The sequence below is a fragment of the Paenibacillus sp. Y301 genome (genome assembly GCF_059445505.1).
This window is the reverse complement of the sequence record NZ_JCAIUL010000025.1, coordinates 1-24679: the sequence shown is the minus strand read 5'-3', so window position 1 is coordinate 24679 and position 24679 is coordinate 1. Positions and strand designations below refer to the sequence as shown.

Below are 24679 nucleotides of genomic sequence, written 5' to 3'. Positions count from 1 at the left end.
GCATTGCTGTTACAAGTTATTGATCTAAGATTTTCATTTCAAATCCGTATTAATCGACATAAGGATTATCTGTATTTGCAATAAATACACAACTTAGGAATATATCTATAACGTCTGTAGATTGGGCTATTTCTATAGGAACTCAGTTAAGAAGATAAGGAGGAGATATAGATTCATGGCGGATCATAGAAGATTTAAAGGTGATGCAATTCTTGGACGAAAAGGAAGGATTCGTAGTCCAATAAGAACGAAGGATGGTAAAGCACTATTAAAAATAGTAATTGAACTTACTGAAATTATCCCCTCAGTACTTAATTCTTCAACGACAATTCATGTAGAGGATCTTCAAAGAGTTCTTAGATCATTGATGGATCTTTTAGGCAAGTTAAAGATATTCGATCCTGAACGAGCTGAGCTTCACTCAATACTGGAATTAACAATCGTATCTACTGAGGTAACTCCTTTCTCGGGTTTAAGTGTGGGGATTAACTTACAACAATTGTTGGTAGAATTATTAGCTGCTGTTCTCATATCGCATGTAGATCCTGGATGTAAGGACGAATTAGTTATTCATATTAGACGTATTCAAACATTAATTTCAATAGCATTAGGGTTACCTTTGTATGGTGTAATAGGTCCTCCAGGAGTACCAGGAGTACCAGGAGTACCAGGAGTACCAGGAGTGCCAGGAGTACCGGGAGTACCGGGAGTACCGGGAGTACCGGGGATAGCTGGATCTATTGGACCTACAGGAGCCGGATTAGAAGGAATTGTTGTGTTTGATCCAGCGGTGAGTCCGACGTATCCAGTAGGTCAAGCGGTTACATATAATGGGAGTACGTATATTGCAAACGTAGCTGGACCAACAGGAATACCAGGTAGTTCACCAGACTATATATTGTTGGCTGCAGCAGGAGCGACTGGCGCCATTGGCGCTACCGGAGCTACGGGCGTCGGAGTGACGGGTGCAACAGGGGCGACCGGTATAGGATTAGAAGGAATTGTTGTGTTTGATCCAGCGGTGAGTCCAACGTATTCAGTAGGTCAAGTGGTTACATATAATGGGAGTACGTATATTACAAACGTAGCCGGACCAATAGGGACACCGGACAGTTCACCAGACTATACAATATTGGCGGTAGCAGGAGCGACGGGTGCTATTGGTACTACTGGAGGTACGGGAATTACTGGAGAACAGGGAGCTACCGGAGTGACAGGTGCAGTTGGAGCAACGGGAGAAAAGGGAGCTACCGGAGAAGTAGGGGGAACAGGAGCTACCGGAGCCACAGCTGTTGATGGTATAACAGGGTCGACAGGAGCTACAGGAGCAGCAGGAGCAATTGGTGCAACAGGAGCAACGGGGATTGGAGTCACAGGAGTCACGGGAACCACAGGAGCAACTGGAGCAGTTGGTGTAACAGGAGCCACAGGAGCAATAGGGATTGGAGTCACAGGAGTCACGGGAGCCACAGGAGTCACGGGAGTTACGGGAGCAGCTGGTGTAACAGGAGTCACAGGAGTCACGGGAGCAACGGGGATTGGAGCCACAGGAGCCACAGGAGTTACGGGAGCAGTTGGTGTAACGGGAGCAACGGGGATTGGAGCAACAGGTGCAACCGGAGTAACAGGAGCCACAGGAGCAGTTGGTGTAACAGGCGCAACAGGGGTAACAGGAGCCACAGGGGCGACCGGAGCGACGGGAGTTACAGGAGCCACAGGAGAAACAGGAGCAGTTGGTGCAACCGGAGCCACAGGAATTACGGGAGCCACAGGAGCCACAGGAGCAGTTGGTGTAACAGGCGCAACAGGAATTACCGGAGCGACCGGAGCGACCGGAGTAACAGGAGTAACCGGAGCAATTGGTGCAACAGGAGCAACGGGGATTGGAGTCACAGGAGTCACGGGAACCACAGGAGCAACAGGAGCAGTTGGTGTAACAGGAGCAACAGGAGCAACAGGAGCAACAGGAGCAGTTGGTGCAACCGGAGCCACAGGAGTCACGGGAGTAACCGGAGTAACAGGAGCAACGGGGATTGGAGCCATAGGAGCAACAGGAGCAGTTGGTGTAACAGGAGCCACAGGAGCCACAGGAGTCACGGGAGTAACCGGAGTAACAGGAGCAACGGGGATTGGAGTCACAGGAGTCACGGGAGCAACCGGAGTAACAGGTGCAACGGGGATTGGAGCCACAGGTGCAACCGGAGCCACAGGAGCAACAGGAGCAGTTGGTGTAACAGGAGCCACAGGAATTACCGGAGTAACAGGAATAACAGGANAACAGGAGCAACAGGAGCAACAGGAGCCACAGGAGCGACGGGAGTTACGGGAGCAACTGGAGCAGTTGGTGCAACCGGAGCCACAGGAGTCACGGGAGTAACCGGAGTAACAGGAGCAACGGGGATTGGAGCTACAGGAGCAACAGGAGCAGTTGGTGTAACAGGAGCCACAGGAGTCACAGGAGCCACAGGAATTACCGGAGCGACCGGAGCAACAGGAGTCACGGGAGTAACCGGAGTAACAGGAGCAACAGGAGCAGTTGGTGTAACAGGAGTTACAGGAGCAACTGGAGCAGTTGGTGCAACCGGAGCCACAGGAGTCACGGGAGCAACCGGAGTAACAGGAGCAACGGGGATTGGAGTCACAGGAGTCACGGGAACCACAGGAGCAACAGGAGCAGTTGGTGTAACAGGAGCAACAGGAGCAACAGGAGCCACAGGAGCAGTTGGTGTAACAGGAGTCACAGGAATAACAGGAGCCACAGGAGAAACAGGAGCAGTTGGTGTAACAGGAGCCACAGGAATTACCGGAGCGACCGGAGTAACAGGAGAAACAGGAGCAGTTGGTGCAACCGGAGCCACAGGAATTACGGGAGCCACAGGAGCCACAGGAGCAACAGGAGCAGTTGGTGTAACAGGAGTTACAGGAGTCACGGGAGCCACAGGAGCAGTTGGTGTAACAGGCGCAACAGGAATTACCGGAGCGACCGGAGTAACAGGAGCAACTGGAGCAGTTGGTGCAACCGGAACCACAGGAGTCACGGGAGCAACCGGAGTAACAGGAGCAACGGGGATTGGAGCCACAGGTACAACCGGAGTCACGGGAGCAACTGGAGCAGTTGGTGTAACAGGAGCAACAGGAGTCACAGGAGCCACAGGAGCAGTTGGTGTAACAGGCGCAACAGGGGTAACAGGAGCAACAGGGATTGGAGTCACAGGAGTAACCGGAGTAACAGGAGCCACAGGAGCAGTTGGTGTAACAGGAGCCACAGGAATTACCGGAGCAACCGGAGCAATTGGTGCAACAGGAGCAACGGGGATTGGAGTCACAGGAGTCACGGGAACCACAGGAGCAACAGGAGCAGTTGGTGTAACAGGAGCAACAGGAGCCACAGGAGCAGTTGGTGTAACAGGAGCCACAGGAGCCACAGGAGTCACGGGAGTAACCGGAGTAACAGGAGCAACGGGGATTGGAGTCACAGGAGTCACGGGAGCAACCGGAGTAACAGGTGCAACGGGGATTGGAGCCACAGGTGCAACCGGAGCCACAGGAGCAACAGGAGCAGTTGGTGTAACAGGAGCCACAGGAATTACCGGAGTAACAGGAATAACAGGAGCAACAGGAGCAACAGGAGCCACAGGAGCGACGGGAGTTACGGGAGCAACTGGAGCAGTTGGTGCAACCGGAGCCACAGGAGTCACGGGAGTAACCGGAGTAACAGGAGCAACGGGGATTGGAGCTACAGGAGCAACAGGAGCAGTTGGTGTAACAGGAGCCACAGGAGTCACAGGAGCCACAGGAGCAGTTGGTGTAACAGGCGCAACAGGGGTAACAGGAGCAACAGGGATTGGAGTCACAGGAGCCACAGGAATTACCGGAGCGACCGGAGCAACCGGAGTAACAGGAGCAACAGGAGCAGTTGGTGTAACAGGAGTTACAGGAGCAACTGGAGCAGTTGGTGCAACCGGAGCCACAGGAGTCACGGGAGCAACCGGAGTAACAGGAGCAACGGGGATTGGAGTCACAGGAGTCACGGGAACCACAGGAGCAACAGGAGCAGTTGGTGTAACAGGAGCAACAGGAGCAACAGGAGCCACAGGAGCAGTTGGTGTAACAGGAGTCACAGGAATAACAGGAGCAACAGGGATTGGAGCCACAGGGGCGACCGGAGCGACGGGAGTTACAGGAGCCACAGGAGCCACAGGAGCAGTTGGTGCAACCGGAGCCACAGGAATTACGGGAGCCACAGGAGCCACAGGAGCAGTTGGTGTAACAGGCGCAACAGGAATTACCGGAGTAACCGGAGCAATTGGTGCAACAGGAGCAACAGGAGCAGTTGGTGCAACCGGAGCCACAGGAGTCACGGGAGTAACCGGAGTAACAGGAGCAACGGGGATTGGAGCAACAGGAGCCACAGGAGCAGTTGGTGTAACAGGAGCCACAGGAATTACCGGAGCGACCGGAGTAACAGGAGTAACCGGAGCAATTGGTGCAACAGGAGCAACGGGGATTGGAGTCACAGGAGTAACCGGAGTCACAGGAGCAACGGGGATTGGAGCAACAGGTGCAACCGGAGTAACAGGAGCAACTGGAGCAGTTGGTGTAACAGGCGCAACAGGAATTACCGGAGCAACCGGAGCAATTGGTGCAACAGGAGCAACGGGGATTGGAGTCACAGGAGTCACAGGAGTCACGGGAGTAACCGGAGTAACAGGAGTTACGGGAGCAACTGGAGCAGTTGGTGCAACCGGAGCCACAGGAGCAGTTGGTGTAACAGGAGCAACGGGGATTGGAGCAACAGGTGCAACCGGAGTAACAGGAGCCACGGGAGTAAGGGGAGTTACAGGAGTCACAGGACCTACAGGACCTAATGTATTAGCAACTGGATTTTCAGCTCAACGGGCATCTTCTACTATGAGTGCGACTCAACAACTAGACAATTGGACGGTTACAACACCGTACTACACTGGGACGGGGTTTAACGCGGCAACAGGATCTTATACCGTGCCAACAACAGGAAGGTATTCGATCAAGGCAGTCGTCAGTTATACAACAACTGCGTCGATTTCTGTTGCTCTAGGGTCAGGGATAAGTCCTTCGTTTGTTATTCGAAGAACATCACCTGCGGTCACTGATCTGGTAACAGGTCTATTTCCAATCCTAGATGTAAATATTTTGCTGTTGTTAAGCTTAAGAACAATACTTGGAAATAGTTCGGTCACATTAACAGTTGACGTACAATTAAATGCAGGAGATGTTATCGGTATATTCTATGTTGCAAATGGATTGACCATCGGGTTGTCAATTGGAGGTGCAGCGCCATCGGGGACAGTGTGGTCTGTGCATGAACTGACATAATAGAACAAGTAAATTGAGCTAACAATTAACCATAAGAAATGAGTCTTAGAAGCGATTCTAGAGACTCATTTTTTATGGTTTTTTATTATTTTTTGGGAAAATTAAGCATTTATTATTAAAAATATATCTAAAATTATCGAAAATAATTATAATAAAGACATCGAGTAGACTGACTACAAATGCATCTACTTTAGTCTTTAGATAACCGCTTATTTCCCCGTTACACTCGTTCAATTCTTCCGATCTTTTTTTACTTAGTACGATCTCCTTCCTTTCTTAATTCAACAACATTAGAATTGCTAACATGTAGCCAAGTACTACTTAATCTTCTAAGAGCCACATACAAGTTCATTTATTACTATTCAGTGATTTATCACTCGTTATGAAGGAGGCGCTTATTTTTATGAAGAAAAAAGAAGTCGTGGCTATGCTCCTAGCAGGTGGACAAGGCAAAAGACTCAAAAGTCTGACTAAGGGCCTTGCTAAACCTGCTGTGTATTTTGGAGGCACATATCGAATTATAGATTTCCCTCTAAGTAATTGCTCTAACTCAGGAATGGATACGGTGGGCGTTCTGACACAGTATGAGCCCTTAGTTCTTCACTCCTATATCGGGATTGGAAGCGACTGGGATATGGATCGAAAGAATGGTGGTGTCTACGTACTTCCACCTCATGAACAGGCAGATGGTAGTAATTGGTACCGGGGGACAGCAGATGCCATTTATCGCAATCTAAAGTTCATCGAACAATTTGACCCTGAACATGTACTGATTTTATCAGGTGACCATATTTATAAGATGGATTATGACCTTATGTTACAATACCACACACAAAATAATGCCGATTGTACGATCTCGGTCATCGATGTCACGCTAGAAGAGGCAAGTCGATTCGGGATACTTAATACGGATGAACAATTACGCATATTTGAATTTGAGGAAAAGCCAGTAAACCCTAAGAGTACTTTGGCTTCCATGGGAGTTTATTTATTTAAATGGCCTGTTCTTAAACAGTATTTAATGGAGGATGAACAAAAGACAGCTTCCTCCTTTGACTTCGGCAAAGATATTATTCCGGCTTTGCTGACGAATAACAAAGTATTATATGCCTATCCTTTTGAAGGATATTGGAAAGATGTTGGAACGATACAGAGTTTATGGGAATGTAATATGGACTTATTAACCGATCATCCTCCACTCGATCTCAATGATCCAGATTGGCGTATTTATTCACGTAATCCGATTCAATCTGCACAATACATTGCTTCAGACGCTATCGTACGAAATTGTATCATTAGTGAAGGATGTATTATTAACGGGGAAATTGACCACTCTGTTCTCTTTTTTGGAGTAGAAGTAGGTGAAGGTAGCGTTATTACAGATTCGGTCCTCATGCCAAACGTGAAGATTGGTAACAATGTTCGAATTCACAAAGCGATCGTTAGTGAGAATACCATCATTGAAGATAACACCGAGATTGGACTTAAACGAGATGATGAGAACGAAATTATACTCATCGATAACCAGCAGGATGAGGAGACTTCAACTAAAACAGGGATTTTATTAAGGTAGAGGACGGTGGCGTGAATGAAAGAACTTATGGGTGTAATTAATCTTGATCATGAACTGGATCAATTAAACGAACTAACCTATTTTCGATGCGGTGCTGCCGTGCCCTTTGCCGGTCGATATAGGTTAATCGATTTCGTATTGTCCAACATGATGCATTCTGGTATGGAAAGCATTGCTCTTTTCGTTCGTCGCAAATATCGCTCACTTATGGACCATGTAGGGCAAGGGAAACCTTGGGATTTAGACCATAAGCACGGTGGATTGTTTGTACTCCCTCCAGACTGGAACGATCCTACGGATACGTCTGAGGGGGACTTACAGCATTTACACAATAATATGGACTTCTTTTACCGTGGATCTGAGAAATATGTGGTGAATGCCGGAAGTCAGCATATTAACAAAGTCGACTTTGAAGATGTATATCGATATCATCTCGAAAAAGGTGCTGATGTTACCGTTGTATATAAGCAAGTAGAGCACCTTGAACCTGAGCATGAACCTTGTTTGCGTATTGAGGTTAATGAGCATGGAGATGTCGTTGATATTCATCACGAAAAGGACCATTTAAACGTATATATAGAAGTATTTATAATGGAGAAACAATTATATCTTGAACTCATTAGTAAATGTATTGCCCATGGGGAGAATTATTTCTTTCGCGATGCAATTCAGAGGAATCGCCATAATTTGAACATTGCTGCATATTCCTATAAAGGCTATCACGCGGTCATTAATTCAATTGAAAGCTATTACAAGAACAGTATGGACTTGTTGAATCAACCACATTTTCAAAGCCTGTTCAAAGAACAACCTGTGCATACCAAGATTAAGTATGAGGCCCCTACGAAATATTTAGATGGTGCTCAAGTGAGCAATTCACTTCTTGCTAATGGTTGTATTATTGGAGGAACCGTTGAGAATAGTATTCTCTTTCGTGGAGTAAAGGTGCACAAGGGTGCGCGAATTATCAATTCAGTCATCATGCAGAAATGTGTGATTGAAGAGAATGCTGTGATTGAGAATGTGATTATGGATAAAGATGTGCTACTGTCGCGCAATCGTAAGCTTATAGGGGACGTGAGGAAACCTTATGTCATAGCTAAAAGTAGCATCATCTGATAGATCCACCCGCAGGAGGGATGTCAATATGTTTAACAACAAAGAAGCTTTCAAGCAACTCTTTCAGGAGAATCTAGTCAGTAAATTGGGAAAAGCAATGAAGGAAGCTCAAGCAGCAGATATCTATAAAATTTTGAGTAACATGATCCGCGAATATGTAGGTAAGAATTGGGTTGAGACGAATCAAAGTTACCAAATCGATCAGGAAAAGCAAGTGTATTATTTCTCGATGGAATTTCTAATTGGTCGTCTACTAGGTAACAATCTGCTTAATATTGGTGTGCTTGAGCTTGTTAGAGATGGTCTTAGAGAAATAGGATGGGATCTAGAGAAAATTGAGGAAGAGGAATCCGATGCAGGGCTAGGTAATGGTGGGTTAGGGCGACTCGCGGCCTGTTTCTTGGATTCTTTAGCTTCGCTTCAGTACGCTGGGCATGGATGTGGAATTCGATATAAATATGGCTTATTTGAACAGAAAATTATTGAAGGAAACCAAGTGGAACTACCTGATGATTGGCTTCGGAAAGGTAACGAATGGGAAGTGCGTAGACCTGATAAAAAAGTTGAGGTTCGCTTCTGGGGGTATGTTGACACTACAGAGGTAGATGGAGAATTAGTATTTGAAACCCAACATTATGAAGCGGTCACAGCTATACCTTATGATATACCTGTTATTGGTTATGGTGGTGATCATGTCAACACATTGCGATTATGGAGTGCAGAATCTAACTTGGATCTCTCGAAACTAACAGGTGCGAATAACTACTATAAATTTCTCAATTATAATCGTTCTGTTGAATCTATATCTGAATTTCTATACCCCGATGATTCTCAGTATGAAGGCAAGTTACTCCGGCTCAAACAGCAATACTTTTTATGTTCTGCAGGATTGCAAAGTATTCTGAGGACTTTTGAAAAGCTTGGGCTTACCATGGATCACTTACCTGAAAAAGTTGCTATTCATATTAATGATACTCATCCTACACTTGTTATCCCTGAATTGATGAGGATATTAATTGATGAGAATGGTTTGGGGTGGAACGAAGCCTGGGACATAACCACAAGGACGGTATCCTATACGAATCATACAACGTTGAGTGAAGCGCTTGAGAAATGGCCTGTCTCCATGGTGAAAGATCTACTCCCACGCATTTATATGATTATTGAAGAGATCAATACCCGTTTTTGTGGCATGCTGATGAAGAAGTACCCAGATCATCCGGAGATCGTACCGCAGATGTCTATCATTGATGGTCAGCAATTGAAAATGGCGAACTTGGCTATTGTAGGTAGTTATAGCGTGAATGGTGTTGCAGCCCTTCATACGGATATTCTGATCAAGCGCGAAATGAAATTGTTCCATGATCTGTATCCCAATCGATTCAACAATAAGACGAATGGGATAACACACCGTCGGTGGTTGATGCATGCAAATCCAGCGTTGTCTAATCTAATTAGTGAATCGATTGGTACACGTTGGATGGATCATCCGCAAGAAATGATAGGAATATTGAAATACAATGAGGATAGCGGATTCCAAGATCGCACTCGAGCGATTAAACAACATAACAAAATGAAACTCACTTCATATATTCATGAGCAACAGGGAATCGTCGTTGATCCAACCTCTATCTTTGATGTCCAGGTGAAGAGACTACATGGCTACAAGAGACAGCTGATGAACGTACTACACATCATGCATGTATATAATCAGTTAAAAGAGAATCCATCGATGGACTGTGTTCCCCGCACTTTTATTTTCGGGGCCAAAGCGGCACCAAGCTATTCGCTTGCGAAGAGAATTATAAAACTTATTCATACGGTAGCTAATCAAGTTAATCAAGACGTAAAAGTAAATGGAAAGTTAAAAGTCATATTCTTAGAGAACTATTCTGTCTCATTAGCCGAGAAGATCATTCCAGCTGCGGACATTAGTGAACAAATCTCAACAGCTAGTAAAGAAGCATCAGGGACGGGGAATATGAAATTTATGATGAATGGTGCATTGACGTTGGGTACGATGGATGGAGCTAATGTGGAGATGCGCGATATGATTGGGGATGCCAACATGTTTATCTTCGGATTACAATCCGACCAGGTACTTGATTATTATCAGCATGGTGGTTATGCAGTCAAAGATGTATATTATAATGATGCACGTGTACGTAAAGTCATGGATCAATTAGTGAATCCGGGTTACTTCTGTAACCAAGGGCATGAGTTTGCAGACATATTTCATTCCATTATGAGTACCAATGATGAGTATTTTGTACTTAAGGATTTCGCTAGTTATACGGAGGCACATTTGGAAGTGGACCTTTCTTATCGGAATACGAAGGAGTGGCAGAGAAAGTCGATCGTGAATATTGCTCATTCTGGTCAATTCTCAAGTGATTGTACGATTACCAAGTATGCTTCTGAAATTTGGGGATTAAAAGGAAGCCAAGCAGGCGTACAAGTGAACGTCTAGAAGTTAGGTATAGTCTCTTGGTTAGATTAGTCGACATGAATACATGAAACGGATGACCCCCTCAATTAAAAGGGGGAACATCCGTTTCTTTCTGTGACAAAGAGTAATTTCTTGACATTAGTATCTTCAAAACTTAGACTTAAAAAGCTAATAATTTGAAACTGTTTACGAGGGAGAACTGAGTGTGGAAACATCGAAAAGTAATATTAAGATGGTTGTAGCAGGTCTGCTACTAGCGATATTTATGTCAGCGATTGATAATACGATCGTTGCCACTGCTATGGGTACAATTGTATCTGATCTAGGTGGATTTGATAAATTTGTATGGGTAACTTCTGCTTATATGATTACAACGATGGCAGGAATGCCGATCTTTGGTAAGCTGTCAGATATGTATGGACGGAAAAGGTTCTTTATATTTGGAATTACGGTCTTCCTATTGGGTTCGATATTGTGTGGTTTCGCACATAGTATTGAACAGTTAAGTATCTATCGTGCCATTCAAGGTATTGGTGGCGGGGCGTTAATGCCGATTGCCTTTACGATTATTTTTGATATTTTTCCTCCAGAGAATCGTGGGAAGATGACTGGACTTCTTGGCGCTGTATTTGGTGCTGCAAGTGTTATAGGTCCATTACTTGGAGCCTATATTACTGAATTTGCAGGTTGGGAATGGATTTTCTACATAAATGTTCCTATAGGTATCGTATCATTCCTGTTGATTACTCGCTCATATCATGAGTCGAAGCAATTGATTAAACAAAAAATAGACTGGTGGGGCGCATCGACACTTGTCGTTGCTGTGATCAGTCTAATGTTTGCTCTAGAATTGGGCGGTAAAGATTACGCTTGGAATTCGTCTGTCATTATTTCGTTATTTGCTGTATTTGCAGGATGTTTCATTGCCTTCTTCTTTATCGAACTCAAAGCGGAAGAACCGATTCTTCCTTTTTGGCTGTTTAAACGAAGACTATTTGCTGCTTCTCAAATATTAGCTCTTCTTTATGGAGGAACATTTATCGTTTTAACCGTATATATCCCTATTTTTGTACAAGCTGTATATGGAGGATCTGCGACAAATGCCGGGTTAGTTCTTACCCCCATGATGCTAGGATCTGTAGTGGGTAGTTCGATTGGTGGTATTTTCTCGACAAAAACAAGTTATCGCAATTTAATGATCATATCGGTCATTGCGTATTTCGCAGGTATGTTCATGCTAAGTACGCTTACGCCAGACACAGCACGTTCCTATTTAACAGGCTTTATGATCTTAGTAGGATTTGGGATGGGATTCTCCTTCTCGTTATTACCGATCTCAACTGTACACAACCTTGAACCTCGATTCAGAGGAACAGCCAACTCAACGAATCAATTCTTACGCTCACTTGGAATGACTTTGGGAATTACGATATTCGGTACGATCCAAGGTAACCTATTTTCGAGTAAGCTTGCCGATAATTTCAAGGGTATGGAGGGAGCAGCAGCTAATCTAACAAATATTCCAGATCCTCGGGAAATATTTAAAGCGGATGTACGAAAGTCGATTCCTGCCGATATACTTGATAAAATTGTTGATGCTATGTCATCATCTATATCGCATATATTTCTGTATGCCTTGATTCCCATCGGTATAGCTGTAGTTGTCGTATTCATGATGGGCAAAGCGCGAATTGCAATGAATAAACCTTCAACTGAAAAGGAATAAAATAATCTCTTTAGTAAGTCGCAAGGGGAGAAAGCTTGAATGTCACAGCGAAATCATATTTCTAGCCTTTCATTAATGGCCATGTTCGTTAACTTTGTCGGAAGCGTAATTGAAGTTCAACTAACTACAATCTATGTGAGTATTGGATGGATCCTTGTTCTAGGTGTCATTCATTCGATGCAATCTTTATCTCGTGGTATTCGTGACGTGTCCTTATGGAGTGTTCTATATCTATTGGGATATTGGTTATCCGGCTGCTTTAATTTCTATATAACGGATTATCTTAACTTTGTAGATCTACCAAGAGAATTTATCATTGCTAGCTCACGGTTGAGTCTACTTGGATTTATTATTCCGTTTCTTCTATATGGACAGTTGAACAAAACGACAACAGATTATATGAAAATAGGTAGTTTTACTGAGACGATTCGGTTCCCATTCAGAGTCGATATATATATTCCTGCGGTTTGGGTTGCTATTTGCATTGCTCAATTCCGTATTGGAAGAAGTATTGTGGAGAGGGCTCATACTAAGTCGATTCGTCGATGTGCTGGGTGAGAAGTGGGGATTGGTTGTCGTTAGCTTCGGCTTCGGTATGTATCATTATTCGATTGGATTTCCTTGGATTGTATGTGTTTTGTTCTCTGTCTTAGGCATGCTATTAGGAGGGATAGCAATCCGGTTAAAAGGGTTGCTTCCGGTTATCATTCTTCATTTCATTATGAATCTATTGTTTGTATTAAGTGGCTTGATTTTCTAGAGATATGATTGTTCAAGACATATTTTAAACAAGCATAAACGGCTTCGCCGTCCTTTAGCGGCGATGAATCGTTTAGCGTTGAAAATATAATCCTATGTATAAGCAGAAATACTTATAAATTCTTATATTTTGAAAAAGGCGATATTCCAGTCAGTTAAACGGATTATCGCCTTTTTGCAGTCTTTTTTTTTTACTATTTAGAATTGAAATGAAGACAAGGTGCATATGCTTGTATGGGAGCGCAAACAAATAGGTAAAGGGGTTGAGTCAGGTCTATGAAAACACACTATAAACGTAGAATGATGCCTATCGTCATCATAGTACTTTTGTTCACGATGGTAATAAGTGCGTGCGGTGGAAATTCAAACAAGGAAGCAGAACCGACAAAAGAACCTGCAACAGTAGAAACGGAACCAAAAGTGACAGAACCTGCAGTAGCGGAACCTGCTACAAGTGATGGAACTTTTCTGGAACAAGCTTTAGCTGGGAAATTCAAGGGTACGAAAGTATCGATGTTCGGTCCATTCGTTGATGAAGACGAGCAGAAATTCATCGCAAGTATTAAGGATTTCGAAGATAAGACAGGGATCGATATTCAATACGAAGGGTCAAAGGAATTTGAAGCTACGATCTCTATTCGTGTAGATGGAGGTAATGCACCAGATATTGCAGACTTCCCACAACCAGGACTACTAGCTACCTTTGTTAAACAAGGTAAAGTTATCGATGTGTCATCGTTTATCGATAAAGCATACTTAGAGAAGAACTACAATAAGAGCTGGCTTGATATGGCGAATATGGATGGAGCAAGCGGCAACATTATGGCAGGAGTCTGGGCACGCTCAAGTGTGAAGAGTCTAGTCTGGTATCCTAAGAAACAGTTTGAGGAAGCAGGTTACACCGTTCCTCAGACTTGGGATGAGATGATGGCATTAACGAAACAAATATCAGATGACGGGGATCCTGCATGGTCTATTGGTATTGGAAGTGGAGCAGCAACAGGTTGGCCTGCTACCGATTGGATCGAAGATATAATGCTTCGGACAACAACACCTGCGAATTATGATAAGTGGGTAAAAGGAGAACTTCCATTTACTTCACCAGAAGTGAAAAATGCCTTTAAGGTTATGTCTGACATTTGGTTCAATGAAGATTATGTTCTAGGTGGCGTGAAGTCAATCGTGACGACAGCGTCTAGTGATGCACTAAACCCATTGGCACAGACTCCACCGAAGGCATGGTTACATCGTCAAGCGAGTTTCATTACAAGTAATCTTCCGAATACGGTAAAAATGGGTGAAGATATGGATTTCTTCTATCTACCACCGATTGATCCTCAATATGGGAAGCCATTATTAGTTGCGGGAGATATTTACTCGATGTTCAATGACCGCCCAGAGGTTCGTGCAGCGATGGAATTCTTTACAACAGGGGAATCGATCAAGACATGGATTCAATCGGGTGGTGTCATTGCTCCAATGAATGATGCAGATCTTAGTTGGTATTCTAATGATGTGGATCGTCGTATGGCAGAACTTGTTCAAACAGCAGATACACTTCGATTCGATGGATCTGATCTTATGGTTGGAGCTGTAGGGGCTGGTACATTCTGGAAAGGCGCAACCGATTATGTTAGTGGCACTGTAGATCTGGATGGAGCTTTGAAGGAAATGCAAGAAGGCTTTCCAAAGTAATCTATAGCCTAGTGATTAGTTCATCTAAAAGGAAGTAGGTTTGAATCGGAGGAGATAGGAGGAAACTCCTTACTCCTTCGTTCTGTAATTAAACATATTTTATCCTATTAGATTTCGTAAAAAGGAGGGACAAGATGGGAACGTTGATGTCGCGACATAAATGGCTGTGGCTAACATTGATAACAATACTTGTGCCTGGAATGAACCTACTTATCCATTGGCGTATCTTTATGTTTCTACGAGATGGAAGTCTTACTCCTATATTGTATGGGATTCTGGCCATCATCTGGGGAGTTGTAGGCGTATACACGATTTATTTATCTCTAAATTGGGTGGTTGAACAGTATTCTGTGAAATGGAGACAACGCATTCAGCCTTTAGTCTTTGTGGCACCTGCCCTGATATTGCTAGGGTGGTTACTGCTGTATCCTACAGTAAGAACACTCATATTTAGTTTTATGGATGCAGGTTCTGTTGATTTTGTAGGATTCAGTAACTATATAGCGGTTTTCACGAATCGGTTGTTACTATCAGCCCTACGGAATAACTTACTATGGGTTATATTAGGAACATTCTTATGTGTGTCGCTTGGCTTACTTATTGCAGTTCTGGCCGACCGGAGTAGTTTCGAGAAGCTTGCGAAATCGATCATCTTTATGCCTATGGCCATATCTATGGTTGCAGCTGGCGTAATCTGGAAGTTCGTGTATTACTACAAACCGGGTGATGAACAGATTGGACTACTTAATGCCATTGTTGTAGCACTAGGTGGTGAGGCACAGGCTTGGGCGTCTTTCTCTCAACCGTGGAACAATCTATTTCTTATCGTGATTCTGATCTGGATGGAGACGGGCTTTGCCATGGTGTTATTATCTGCCGCAATCAAAGGCATTCCCGAAGAATCTCTTGAAGCTGCACGAATGGATGGAGCGAATGAGATCACGATCTTTTTCCGTATTATGATTCCTTATATGAAGACTACTATTCTATCTGTTACGACTACTATAATAGTATTTACTCTCAAAATATTCGATGTCGTCATGGTAATGACGGGTGGGCAATACGATACAGATGTTGTGGCTACACAGTTCTACAGACAATTCTTCATGTATCGCAACAATGGGTATGGTGCAACACTGGCCATCGTTCTATTAATTGCTATTATTCCAGTTCTGATCTTTAATCTTCGTCAAATGCGCAAACAAGGAGGAGGATTCTCATGAGCCGGGGGCACAAAAAGAAGAAAAAAGGTTCAAAGTGGCTAGTGAATAGTATCCTCGGATTCATTTGTTTGATCTGGATTATTCCCACCGCAGGACTATTTGTGTCTTCGTTCAGACCCGCACACGATATTCTGGAGACCGGTTGGTGGACGGTATTTCCTCATAAGGGTTGGGAGACGGAGGAACAGTTAAAGCTTCCTAAGGATACTGATCTGAAGAAACCAATTGAAGTTGCTGGCACAAGTTATTCAGATGAACAATTAAAAGTAGGCGTAACGACAGCAGATGGTCAGAAGATCGTGTGGCAGAATCGAAGAGGACGGGTTGTCGATATTCAAGAGAAACAGTGGAAGACCAACGCCGTGTTCACTCTTGATAATTACAAGAATGTTCTCGGAGGTAAAAGTTATGAGATCACACAATCTGACGGCAGTGTGAAGACAGAGAAAGGTAGCAATCTCACTAGAGCCTTTGTAAACACGTTGACGGTTGCTATTCCAGCTACAATTATTCCTGTCTTAATTGCTGCTTTTGCTGCTTACGCCTTTGCATGGATGAAGTTCCCGGGACGTAAGACAATCTTTGTTATTGTAGTTGCGCTACTGGTTGTCCCACTACAAGTTGCACTTATTCCTGTGCTACAGAATTTCACGTCACTGGGTCTCAACGGGACTTATTTAGGAATCTGGATTGCTCATACTGGGTTTGGATTACCGCTCAGCACCTATTTTTTGTACAGTTATATTAGTCAGCTTCCACGAGATTTATTCGAATCCGCCTTCATGGATGGAGCCTCTAATTTTACTATTTTCACTAGATTAATCTTACCGCTATCGGTTCCATCTATTGCATCGATAGGAATCTTTCAATTCCTGTGGGTATGGAATGACTATCTGGTGTCCCTTGTCTTTATTGGTAGTCAACCTAATGTTCAAGTGTTGTCCATGCGGATTGCTGAAATGGTCGGCTCTTACGGAAATGACTGGCATCTGCTTACTGCAGCTTCATTCATATCGATGATTATGCCCCTAGCTGTGTTCTTTGCTCTTCAAAAGTATTTCGTGCGTGGACTGATGGGTGGCTCTGTGAAAGGGTAATGTGTAATCGAGCAACGAAACCTGCTTCGGACGAGGTCCTCCAAAATGTCTACCAAGTGGGGAGCGTAGTCATCTATGGAGCAGGTTCTATTTGTGCGCCATCCTTGATATCTATAATTGGAAAGCTAAGGTTATACGATGGGAGTGTGCTACGATGGAACTTGCTAACGGGTCTACTCCGTTCGATCGATATGAGTTATCTGGACAATTTCACTTACAGAAGGCTAATAAACATGAGTGGCTACAATTTTGCTCTATTTATTACAACGCGGAATACATTCGTATGTTTAAGGAAGAGAATGTATGGGTTCACATGAACCTCAACGTATTCTGGATTTATGAAGGCAGATTAAAGATCGGTGGTGTAATGCTCGCTCCGAACCGGATGAGGCTACTCTATTTTATTCCACCATTTAATCAGCAACACACAATCGTCCAATTGTTAAAGGATGCTCTGCTGAAATGCTCTGATGCCAAATTACCGATCCATGTATATGAAGTATTACAAGACCAAGTAGAGCTATTTGCAAGGGCAGGGTTCTGGCCCGATGAGCATCGTTATCGTTGGATGCAACGACCTACAGAGTCACTGGCGTGTGAATGGGATGAGCAAGTCACAATCATCAGGTCTATTATTGAAGATACTGAAGCTAAACGTTCCTTTACGAATGATAAGGAGATCGGTCACCTTTTCTATAGATGTCATTCCGATTGTATTTGGGGAGTAAATAGTAAGCAGCAGTCGATTAGTCACTATATTACGGAAACACAGACGATCATTAAGGAAACTAATAAACATCTACTCCGTGCTTCAACATTAGTTTATGATAAAAGAAATAATGCTCTGATTGGTGCTTGTTTATTATCTATGAATCATGACATTCCAAGAATTAAGCATCTCGGTATTCTTCCGACATATAGGAGGAGAGGGATAGGAACGAATATGATTAAGAGATCATTAGGTATGTTAACAGATCTCTATCCGTATCTTAGAGTCTATGTTCAACAAGGAAATCCAGTGGAGTCTATGTATTATAATTTAGGCTTTATGCCGGGACCAATTGAAATCAGCAAAATGCTCATTCCGGTTAAATAGTGTCTTTTTTTGCTATCTCAGGAGAAATTTCTTAGAATGGAGTAAAAAGAGGTGAGGGACTTGAATACGAAATTAATTTTAGTCGAGGGACTTCCAGGATCAGGGAAATCAACAAGTGCACAGTTGGTATATGACATTCTTAAAGAACAAGGTAAAGATGTTGAGTTAGTATTAGAAGGAGATGTGGACCACCCAGCGGACTATGAAGGGGTTGCTATCTTCACACCACAGGAATGGGAAGAACTATGTGAAAGACATCAAAGCCATCAGACGTTGATTAATCGAACTGCTTTTTATGAAGAAGGGAACTATTTCTTACCCTATCGAAAAATGCAACAAGATGACCAATCTCGTCTACCTACTTCTGTATTTGACGATATTTTCAAACAGGATATTTATGAAATATCTTTTGAGCGAAATATGGAGCTTATCGCTGCTAAATGGAAAAGATTCAGTGAAGCGGCTGCTGTCCAAAAGAAGATATATGTATTTGAATGTTGTTTCATCCAGAATCCTGTTACGGTAAGTATGGTCAAGTATAACCGACATGAAGAGGAATCTATTCGTTATGTGAGGACATTAGAGGATGCGATTGGTTCTCTGAATCCTAGGTTAATCTACATCGATCAGAAGGAATATGACCATACCTTTAAGAAAGCAGTAGAAGAAAGACCCACGGAATGGTCAATCGGGTTCATAGATTATTACACACAACAAGGTTATGGACAAGCACATGGATATTCTGGGATGGACGGAACGTTACAAGTACTTCATGCGAGAAAACAATTGGAAAAGAAAATTATGAACGAATTGTCTCTCCCGTGGACCATGATTGATAACTCTCACTATGATCGTGAGCAACTAAGACAAGGGCTAATTCAAACATTACTAGGTCATTAAGTGTTCAGAAGGAACACCATACAAAGGAGAATATCGCGTGATATATGTTGCATTAGTAGTTGGTATTATACTGCTGGGTGCAGCTGGTGTACTAGCATGGAAGAATTCGCAGATTATTGCAGAGAAACAAAAAAGTAATGCACCGAGTGCAAGCGCAGTTCAATACACCGTTCATATAACAGATAAGTGGCAAGATCAAGATTCATTAACACTGGTCTCGTTGTATCATACGTCATACTTGGTTGGAGAGCAGAATTTACATGCCTATCTATGTCGGGTAACGGGTAAGCGTGGCGAACTTAAACTCTACGAAGCTGAGAATGTGATGCTCCATAATATCCGACATGCCATACAAAAAGGTGAGTTATTATCGGGAATAGCTCTATATGAATCGGCGATTAATGAGGAAGAAATAGAAGTATTAAATCGATTAGATCAGGTGTTAATAAAAAATAACAATGGAGTTGTGCGATAATTCATCCTTCCCTTTTCCCATGATTGTGTTATGGTAGAAAAAATGGGCTAATGAAGGGAGATTGAATCATGCATATTCAGAGTTATGTTGAACCGTCTGACTTCTTAGAACGCGCTGAACCGTTGTTAATGGAGAATGAAGCGCTTAATAATCTTCCGTTAGGTATTGCTTACCGATTAGTCCAGTCTATTAAGCATACAGCTAAAGACGCTCATCATGTAGGGCCATTACCTTTCATGGCAATCGTAAGTGATGGGGAACAAGATATCCTTAGTCTTCTAAAAACAAGTGCATCCCTTATTGTATACATTAGCGATAAGGTGAAAAATGACGACGTTCGAATCAAGGCTATCTCTCTAGCAATCGATCATATCCTTCATCAAGAAGTTATCCAAGTACCCAGTATTATTGCGATACGTGAGACCGCATATTTGTTCGCGGATAAGTGGCAAGAGGTAACAGGGCAATCTTACGAAGTTCAGATGGATCAGCGCATATATGCTTGTACGAAAGTGCAAGATATGAAACTGAGTCCAGGTATATTTAGAGCTGCTGAGTTACGTGATATTCCTATGTTGGGTCAGTGGATCTATGATTTCGCTGCGGAAGCGATGGAAGCGATATCCATGAAAAAAGCGATTGATATGGCTCAAAATGGGACGGAACAATCGGCTATCTATTTATGGGATGATGGAGAACCTGTATCTATGGCTCAACAGACTAGACCTACACTTCACGGAGCTGTTGTTAATTTGGTGTATACCCCATTAGAGTATCGAAACCGTGGATATGCCGCATCTTGCGTATCAACATTAACACGAAATATGTTGCGTGGACCCTATGAGTTTGCCAGTTTATATACGGATATGAGCAATCCTATCTCTAATCATATTTATATGAAAGTTGGGTATGAACCCAAATCTGACTCGGTCGTTCTTGCTTTTAAATCGTAATGATTCATATGTAACCACCTATGGCTGAGCTTATGCGATCTATTCCAATAAGGACGTACCAGCCATCCTTGGGAATAGGGTTCGATAAGCTCAGTTTTTTTGAAATATAAGAATTTATAAGTATTTCTGCTTATAAATAGTCTTATATTTCAACGCTAAACGTTTCTTCGCCGCTAAAGGACGGCGAGGCCGTTTATGCTTGTACACAGTAACGTCACTATGTATGAAGGAGTGAATTTTGTTGAATATGAAGAGGATCGCTGCAGAATATGCAGTGCAATACATCGAAGATGGGATGACAGTTGGGTTGGGAACCGGGTCAACAGCCTATTGGGCAATTCAACGTATTGGTGAACGAGTGCATGAAGGCTTGTCTATACAGGCAGTAGCGACCTCTAGGGCATCGGAGAAACAGGCGCTCACACTTGGAATTCCCATTATTTCATTCAGAGATATAGACGGCCTGGATATTACCATTGATGGAGCAGATGAAATTAATTCAGATCTGGCGTTGATCAAAGGTGGCGGTGGCGCTCTTCTCAGAGAGAAGATTGTCGCCCATCATAGTAAACGTCTAATCATTGTTGCGGATGAGCATAAGGTAGTCGAAACATTAGGGAGATTTCCTTTACCCGTTGAGATCGTCCCATTTGCAGTGGAATGGACCATTAAATCATTGCAGACCCTCGGTTGCCATATTCAATTACGGACAGATGAAGAACAGCTATTCATGACGGATAACGGAAATTATATTGCAGATTGTAATTTCGGTTCTATTGCCTCCCCACTTGAGCTTCACAATGAAATCCTTAGCATTCCTGGTGTTGTAGATCATGGCTTATTTATTGGACGAGCTAATTTAGCGATTATTGGCCACCAAGATGGAAAAGTGGAGGTTCTGATGCGTAACTAGGAGGGCGTACGATTGAATAATGGAAGTAGGATAGGTCTTTGTCTACTTGGGATATTGATGGTCTTGTATAGTATATGCCTTATATATTGGATGTTTTTTGGATTTGGCCGTACAAGACATACGGAAGGTCCTCTTGTGTATAATTTAGTTCCACTGGAGACCATTTGGTCCTATTTGGATAGTGTCCGTCACGGATTTAAGACATCATGGATCATTAATTTATTTGGGAATGTTGGCGTGTTTGTTCCATTTGGATTCGTGCTACCGTTGTTATTTAAAAGCCTAAGATCGTATTGGAGATTAACGCTATATTTCGTACCTCTTGTGATCGTTCTAGAGGTATCTCAGATGCTGTTACGAGTCGGTAGTTGTGATATTGATGACTTGATTCTCAACATTCTTGGTGTATGGATCGGATACGGGGTGACTCAATTATTATTTAGAAGGTACATATCTTAGGAGAAGATGTGGAATATTACCTCTAACTTGGTAAATTACCATGAAATCTTGTATAGAGGTGACCGGCTCTCCATGAAACGTCGTATCTTTCTTATGTTGGGTTGTCTTTTATTGATGTATGAAATGGTTCAACCCATAGCTACAGCAGGTGCTAATCCTAGTCAACAAGCTTTTCACTTTGGGTTTAAGAAGAGTAAAGATGGACAACTTCCCTCCATAAATGAGGAAGGGTTCAAAGACATTCTAGAAAAACATGAAGCTATCTTCCTTGGAGATACGAAGCAGAAGGATATTTATTTGACCTTCGATAATGGGTATGAGAATGGTTATACGGCCAAAATTCTAGATGTACTAAGAGATAAGAAGGTTCCTACAATCTTTTTTATCACAGGGCATTATGTGAAGGATCAGCCTGAATTGGTTCAAAGAATGGTCTCTGAAGGACATCTTGTAGGCAATCATTCGTGGAGTCATCCCGACGTAACCACGATTTCTAACGAGCAATTAAAGAACGAATTGCTGAAGGTGAAGACAGCCGTAGCAGATATAACGAGCCAAAAGGAAATGGCTTTTGTTCGTGCACCACGGGGGATTTTTAACGAATCTATGCTAGCTGCAAGTCGGGCTGAAGGGTATACGAATGTGTTCTGGTCTGTTGCTTACAAAGATTGGGATCCCGCCACCCAAAAAGGCTCAGAGTATGCTTATACCCAAGTGATGAAACAACTTCATCCGGGTGCCGTTATTCTGTTGCATTCGGTATCAAAGGACAATACAGAAGCCATGGGACGGATTATTGATGATGCAAGGAAACAAGGCTATGAATTCAAAAGCTTAACTCAGATGCAAAGTAGAACGTATTAAGTTTGACAATAGGCCTCCGAATGTACTATCTTTATATTAAGATAATACATTCGGAGGTTTTTTATCATGGGAGAAAATAAAGAGAACGTGAAGAACAACAATGAGCTGTCACTCGATCTATTTATTGTATTGGCACGTGCTTATAATTCGGTCATAGCGCATTCAACACGTAGTATTCAGAGTTATGGGCTTAACTCCACAGAATTTGGTGTACTAGATCTGTTGTATCATAAGGGACCACAACCTCTTCAGAAAATTGGTGAGAAAGTTCTTATCTCAAGTGGAAACATTACATATGTCGTGGATAAACTTCAGAATAAGAAATTACTTGTCAGAATTGCGTCACCCGACGATAGACGTGTCATATTTGCTGATCTCACGGAAGAAGGAAAAGCCTTTATAGAAGATGTCTTTCCTCAACATCAGAATACCATCGTAGATTCCGTTGCTGGGTTAGATCTAGAAGAGAAGAGACAAGTGATTGAGTTGTTGAAGAAGTTAGGGCTCTCAGCAGAAAGTAAGTACTAATTGTTATCATATGTCATATAACATAACATATTTGATATATTAATTGAATCATTGTCTTTGAAGCCATTGTGGGATTCTCCAGTTCGTGAGAGTGCATATAATGGCTTTTTTTGCGTGGAATAACAAATGAATAGAAAAAATTTCAATAAACATTCATAAATTGGTTGTAAATATTTCCGTTTTATTTTATAGTCTGTGTTAAGATATTTAACAAATTAGGGAATGAGACATAACATCTAAGAATCATCTTAATTTATTATCATTTGTAGAAGTGATAGAGAAGGGGTACTGGGATGGAGTATATCGTTCAACAATTAATTAACGGAATTTCTGTTGGGAGTATTTATGCACTAATCGCCTTAGGGTACACCATGGTATATGGAATTATAAAGCTCATCAATTTTGCTCATGGCGATGTGTTCATGGTCGGTTCATTTGTTGGCCTCTTTACAGCTAAGGCACTAACATCACAAGGGTTATCACCCTACTTGGTTCTGACGTTTTCCTTGATTATTTCGATGGTGATCAGTGCTCTCCTTGGTATTGTTATCGAACGCTTCGCTTACAAACCTCTACGTAATGCCTCACGTATTGCCGTTCTCATAACCGCTATCGGCGTCTCTTTTTTATTAGAGAATCTAGGGATCTTTGCCCTCGGACCACAAGCTAAGGGATTTCCTGAAATCATTCAAAAACACCAATTCACCTTATTCGGTTCAGTTCAGATGGATAGTCATCAAGTCATGATCTTCGCGATCACAATTATTCTTATGCTTGTCCTGCAATTTATTGTACATCGTACGAAGATTGGTAAAGCCATGCGTGCTGTTTCATTCGATCTGGAAGCTGCTCGACTTATGGGAATCAATGTGAATTTAACGATATCCGCTACGTTTGCTATTGGTTCTGCACTAGCTGCTGCATAGGTGGGATTGGGAGTATACCTGGTGCTCTATTAGGAGGCCTATTATTAGGAACGATTGAGACCGAGATATCCTCGTTGGGGTATTCTTCATGGCGTGACGCGGCAGCTTTTGGAGTTCTCATTCTGATCTTGATCTTCAAACCCACGGGATTATTCGGTAAGAATAGCCGTGAGAAAGTGTAGGTGGGGATCATGAAGAAAATGAACAAAAGTTTCTGGTCGAGCATTGTCATAGCGATTATGATCTACGTTGTTATCCAAGTGTTGTTACTTATTACGGGTACGATAAATGATGTAGCAGAGTCTACCCTGATTATGATCTGCATCAATATTATGCTAGGTGTCTCCCTGAACTTAATAAATGGCATAACGGGTCAATTCTCTATGGGGCATGCGGGGTTCATGTCTGTGGGTGCCTATGTATCAGCTATTCTAACCCAACACAACTTGGGTTGCGGATATTACCTACATCCCTTGCCGCGAAGGCAGACTCTATCTAGCAAGCATCCTAGATCTCTGTACGCGTGAGATTGTAGGCTGGCGGCTTGGTGATCGTATGACCACAGACTT

General features: G+C 42.8%; 19 protein-coding genes and 2 pseudogenes. All 21 read left to right on the top strand.

Annotation, left to right across the window (positions count from 1 at the left end):
• Positions 1-175: 175 nt before the first annotated feature.
• Entirely contained in the window at positions 176-2377 is a 2202-nt protein-coding gene (locus tag AC1D69_RS24280; protein ID WP_495458685.1) for a collagen-like repeat preface domain-containing protein, read from the top strand.
• 692 nt (positions 2378-3069) lie between these two features.
• Positions 3070-5355 carry a beta strand repeat-containing protein gene (locus AC1D69_RS24275; RefSeq protein WP_495458698.1) on the top strand — a complete coding sequence of 762 codons (2286 nt, stop codon included), beginning with the start codon at positions 3070-3072 and terminating at the stop codon, positions 5353-5355.
• Between the two features lie 403 nt (positions 5356-5758).
• Positions 5759-6928 carry a glucose-1-phosphate adenylyltransferase gene (locus AC1D69_RS24270; protein ID WP_495458684.1) on the top strand — a complete coding sequence of 390 codons (1170 nt, stop codon included), beginning with the start codon at positions 5759-5761 and terminating at the stop codon, positions 6926-6928.
• A gap of 15 nt (positions 6929-6943) precedes the next feature.
• Positions 6944-8047: a glucose-1-phosphate adenylyltransferase subunit GlgD gene (gene glgD, locus AC1D69_RS24265; RefSeq protein WP_495458683.1), complete on the top strand. Its 1104-nt coding sequence runs from the start codon at positions 6944-6946 to the stop codon at positions 8045-8047.
• A 28-nt stretch (positions 8048-8075) separates the two neighbouring features.
• A complete protein-coding gene (locus AC1D69_RS24260) occupies positions 8076-10517 on the top strand; it encodes a glycogen/starch/alpha-glucan phosphorylase (RefSeq protein WP_495458682.1) in 2442 nt (813 codons plus the stop codon).
• Between the two features lie 184 nt (positions 10518-10701).
• Entirely contained in the window at positions 10702-12222 is a 1521-nt protein-coding gene (locus tag AC1D69_RS24255; protein ID WP_495458681.1) for an MDR family MFS transporter, read from the top strand.
• A 39-nt stretch (positions 12223-12261) separates the two neighbouring features.
• Positions 12262-12780, top strand: coding sequence for a hypothetical protein (locus AC1D69_RS24250; RefSeq protein ID WP_495458680.1), 519 nt, complete (start codon positions 12262-12264; stop codon positions 12778-12780).
• Complete coding sequence (locus AC1D69_RS24245; protein ID WP_495458679.1) at positions 12695-12982, top strand: CPBP family intramembrane glutamic endopeptidase; 288 nt, start codon at positions 12695-12697, stop codon at positions 12980-12982. The genes AC1D69_RS24250 and AC1D69_RS24245 overlap by 86 nt, the downstream gene beginning before the upstream one ends.
• Before the next feature lie 275 nt (positions 12983-13257).
• Positions 13258-14676 carry an ABC transporter substrate-binding protein gene (locus tag AC1D69_RS24240; RefSeq protein ID WP_495458678.1) on the top strand — a complete coding sequence of 473 codons (1419 nt, stop codon included), beginning with the start codon at positions 13258-13260 and terminating at the stop codon, positions 14674-14676.
• 134 nt (positions 14677-14810) lie between these two features.
• A complete protein-coding gene (locus AC1D69_RS24235; protein WP_495458677.1) occupies positions 14811-15899 on the top strand; it encodes a carbohydrate ABC transporter permease in 1089 nt (362 codons plus the stop codon).
• The gene (locus AC1D69_RS24230) at positions 15896-16996 is read left to right on the top strand and encodes a carbohydrate ABC transporter permease (RefSeq protein ID WP_495458676.1); all 1101 of its coding nucleotides are present in this window, start codon (positions 15896-15898) and stop codon (positions 16994-16996) included. Before AC1D69_RS24235 ends, AC1D69_RS24230 begins: the two co-directional genes overlap by 4 nt.
• A gap of 154 nt (positions 16997-17150) precedes the next feature.
• On the top strand, positions 17151-18092 hold the full coding sequence (locus AC1D69_RS24225; protein ID WP_495458675.1) for a GNAT family N-acetyltransferase: 942 nt from the start codon (positions 17151-17153) through the stop codon (positions 18090-18092).
• A gap of 60 nt (positions 18093-18152) precedes the next feature.
• The gene (locus AC1D69_RS24220; protein ID WP_495458674.1) at positions 18153-18992 is read left to right on the top strand and encodes a P-loop NTPase family protein; all 840 of its coding nucleotides are present in this window, start codon (positions 18153-18155) and stop codon (positions 18990-18992) included.
• A 37-nt stretch (positions 18993-19029) separates the two neighbouring features.
• Positions 19030-19467 carry a hypothetical protein gene (locus tag AC1D69_RS24215; RefSeq protein ID WP_495458673.1) on the top strand — a complete coding sequence of 146 codons (438 nt, stop codon included), beginning with the start codon at positions 19030-19032 and terminating at the stop codon, positions 19465-19467.
• A gap of 68 nt (positions 19468-19535) precedes the next feature.
• A complete protein-coding gene (locus AC1D69_RS24210) occupies positions 19536-20420 on the top strand; it encodes a GNAT family N-acetyltransferase (RefSeq protein WP_495458672.1) in 885 nt (294 codons plus the stop codon).
• Between the two features lie 241 nt (positions 20421-20661).
• Positions 20662-21333 carry a ribose-5-phosphate isomerase RpiA gene (gene rpiA, locus AC1D69_RS24205; protein ID WP_495458671.1) on the top strand — a complete coding sequence of 224 codons (672 nt, stop codon included), beginning with the start codon at positions 20662-20664 and terminating at the stop codon, positions 21331-21333.
• A 12-nt stretch (positions 21334-21345) separates the two neighbouring features.
• On the top strand, positions 21346-21792 hold the full coding sequence (locus AC1D69_RS24200; RefSeq protein ID WP_495458670.1) for a VanZ family protein: 447 nt from the start codon (positions 21346-21348) through the stop codon (positions 21790-21792).
• A gap of 72 nt (positions 21793-21864) precedes the next feature.
• Positions 21865-22656 (top strand): delta-lactam-biosynthetic de-N-acetylase, encoded by a 792-nt coding sequence (gene pdaA / locus AC1D69_RS24195; protein WP_495458669.1) that lies wholly within the window; start codon positions 21865-21867, stop codon positions 22654-22656.
• A gap of 66 nt (positions 22657-22722) precedes the next feature.
• Positions 22723-23184: a MarR family winged helix-turn-helix transcriptional regulator gene (locus AC1D69_RS24190; RefSeq protein ID WP_495458668.1), complete on the top strand. Its 462-nt coding sequence runs from the start codon at positions 22723-22725 to the stop codon at positions 23182-23184.
• Positions 23185-23477: 293 nt separating this feature from the next.
• Positions 23478-24292, top strand: a pseudogene (locus AC1D69_RS24185) (branched-chain amino acid ABC transporter permease).
• A gap of 253 nt (positions 24293-24545) precedes the next feature.
• Positions 24546-24679 (top strand): annotated as a pseudogene (locus AC1D69_RS24180) (DDE-type integrase/transposase/recombinase); the annotation flags it as partial.

Coding starts and splice junctions, on each gene's coding strand:
- AC1D69_RS24270 (WP_495458684.1), top strand. CDS start 5,759: ATGAAGAAAAAAGAAGTCGTGGCTATGCTCCTAGCAGGTGGACAAGGC.
- glgD (WP_495458683.1), top strand. CDS start 6,944: ATGAAAGAACTTATGGGTGTAATTAATCTTGATCATGAACTGGATCAA.
- AC1D69_RS24260 (WP_495458682.1), top strand. CDS start 8,076: ATGTTTAACAACAAAGAAGCTTTCAAGCAACTCTTTCAGGAGAATCTA.
- AC1D69_RS24250 (WP_495458680.1), top strand. CDS start 12,262: ATGTCACAGCGAAATCATATTTCTAGCCTTTCATTAATGGCCATGTTC.
- AC1D69_RS24240 (WP_495458678.1), top strand. CDS start 13,258: ATGAAAACACACTATAAACGTAGAATGATGCCTATCGTCATCATAGTA.
- AC1D69_RS24235 (WP_495458677.1), top strand. CDS start 14,811: ATGGGAACGTTGATGTCGCGACATAAATGGCTGTGGCTAACATTGATA.
- AC1D69_RS24230 (WP_495458676.1), top strand. CDS start 15,896: ATGAGCCGGGGGCACAAAAAGAAGAAAAAAGGTTCAAAGTGGCTAGTG.
- AC1D69_RS24225 (WP_495458675.1), top strand. CDS start 17,151: ATGGAACTTGCTAACGGGTCTACTCCGTTCGATCGATATGAGTTATCT.
- AC1D69_RS24210 (WP_495458672.1), top strand. CDS start 19,536: ATGCATATTCAGAGTTATGTTGAACCGTCTGACTTCTTAGAACGCGCT.
- pdaA (WP_495458669.1), top strand. CDS start 21,865: ATGAAACGTCGTATCTTTCTTATGTTGGGTTGTCTTTTATTGATGTAT.
- AC1D69_RS24190 (WP_495458668.1), top strand. CDS start 22,723: ATGGGAGAAAATAAAGAGAACGTGAAGAACAACAATGAGCTGTCACTC.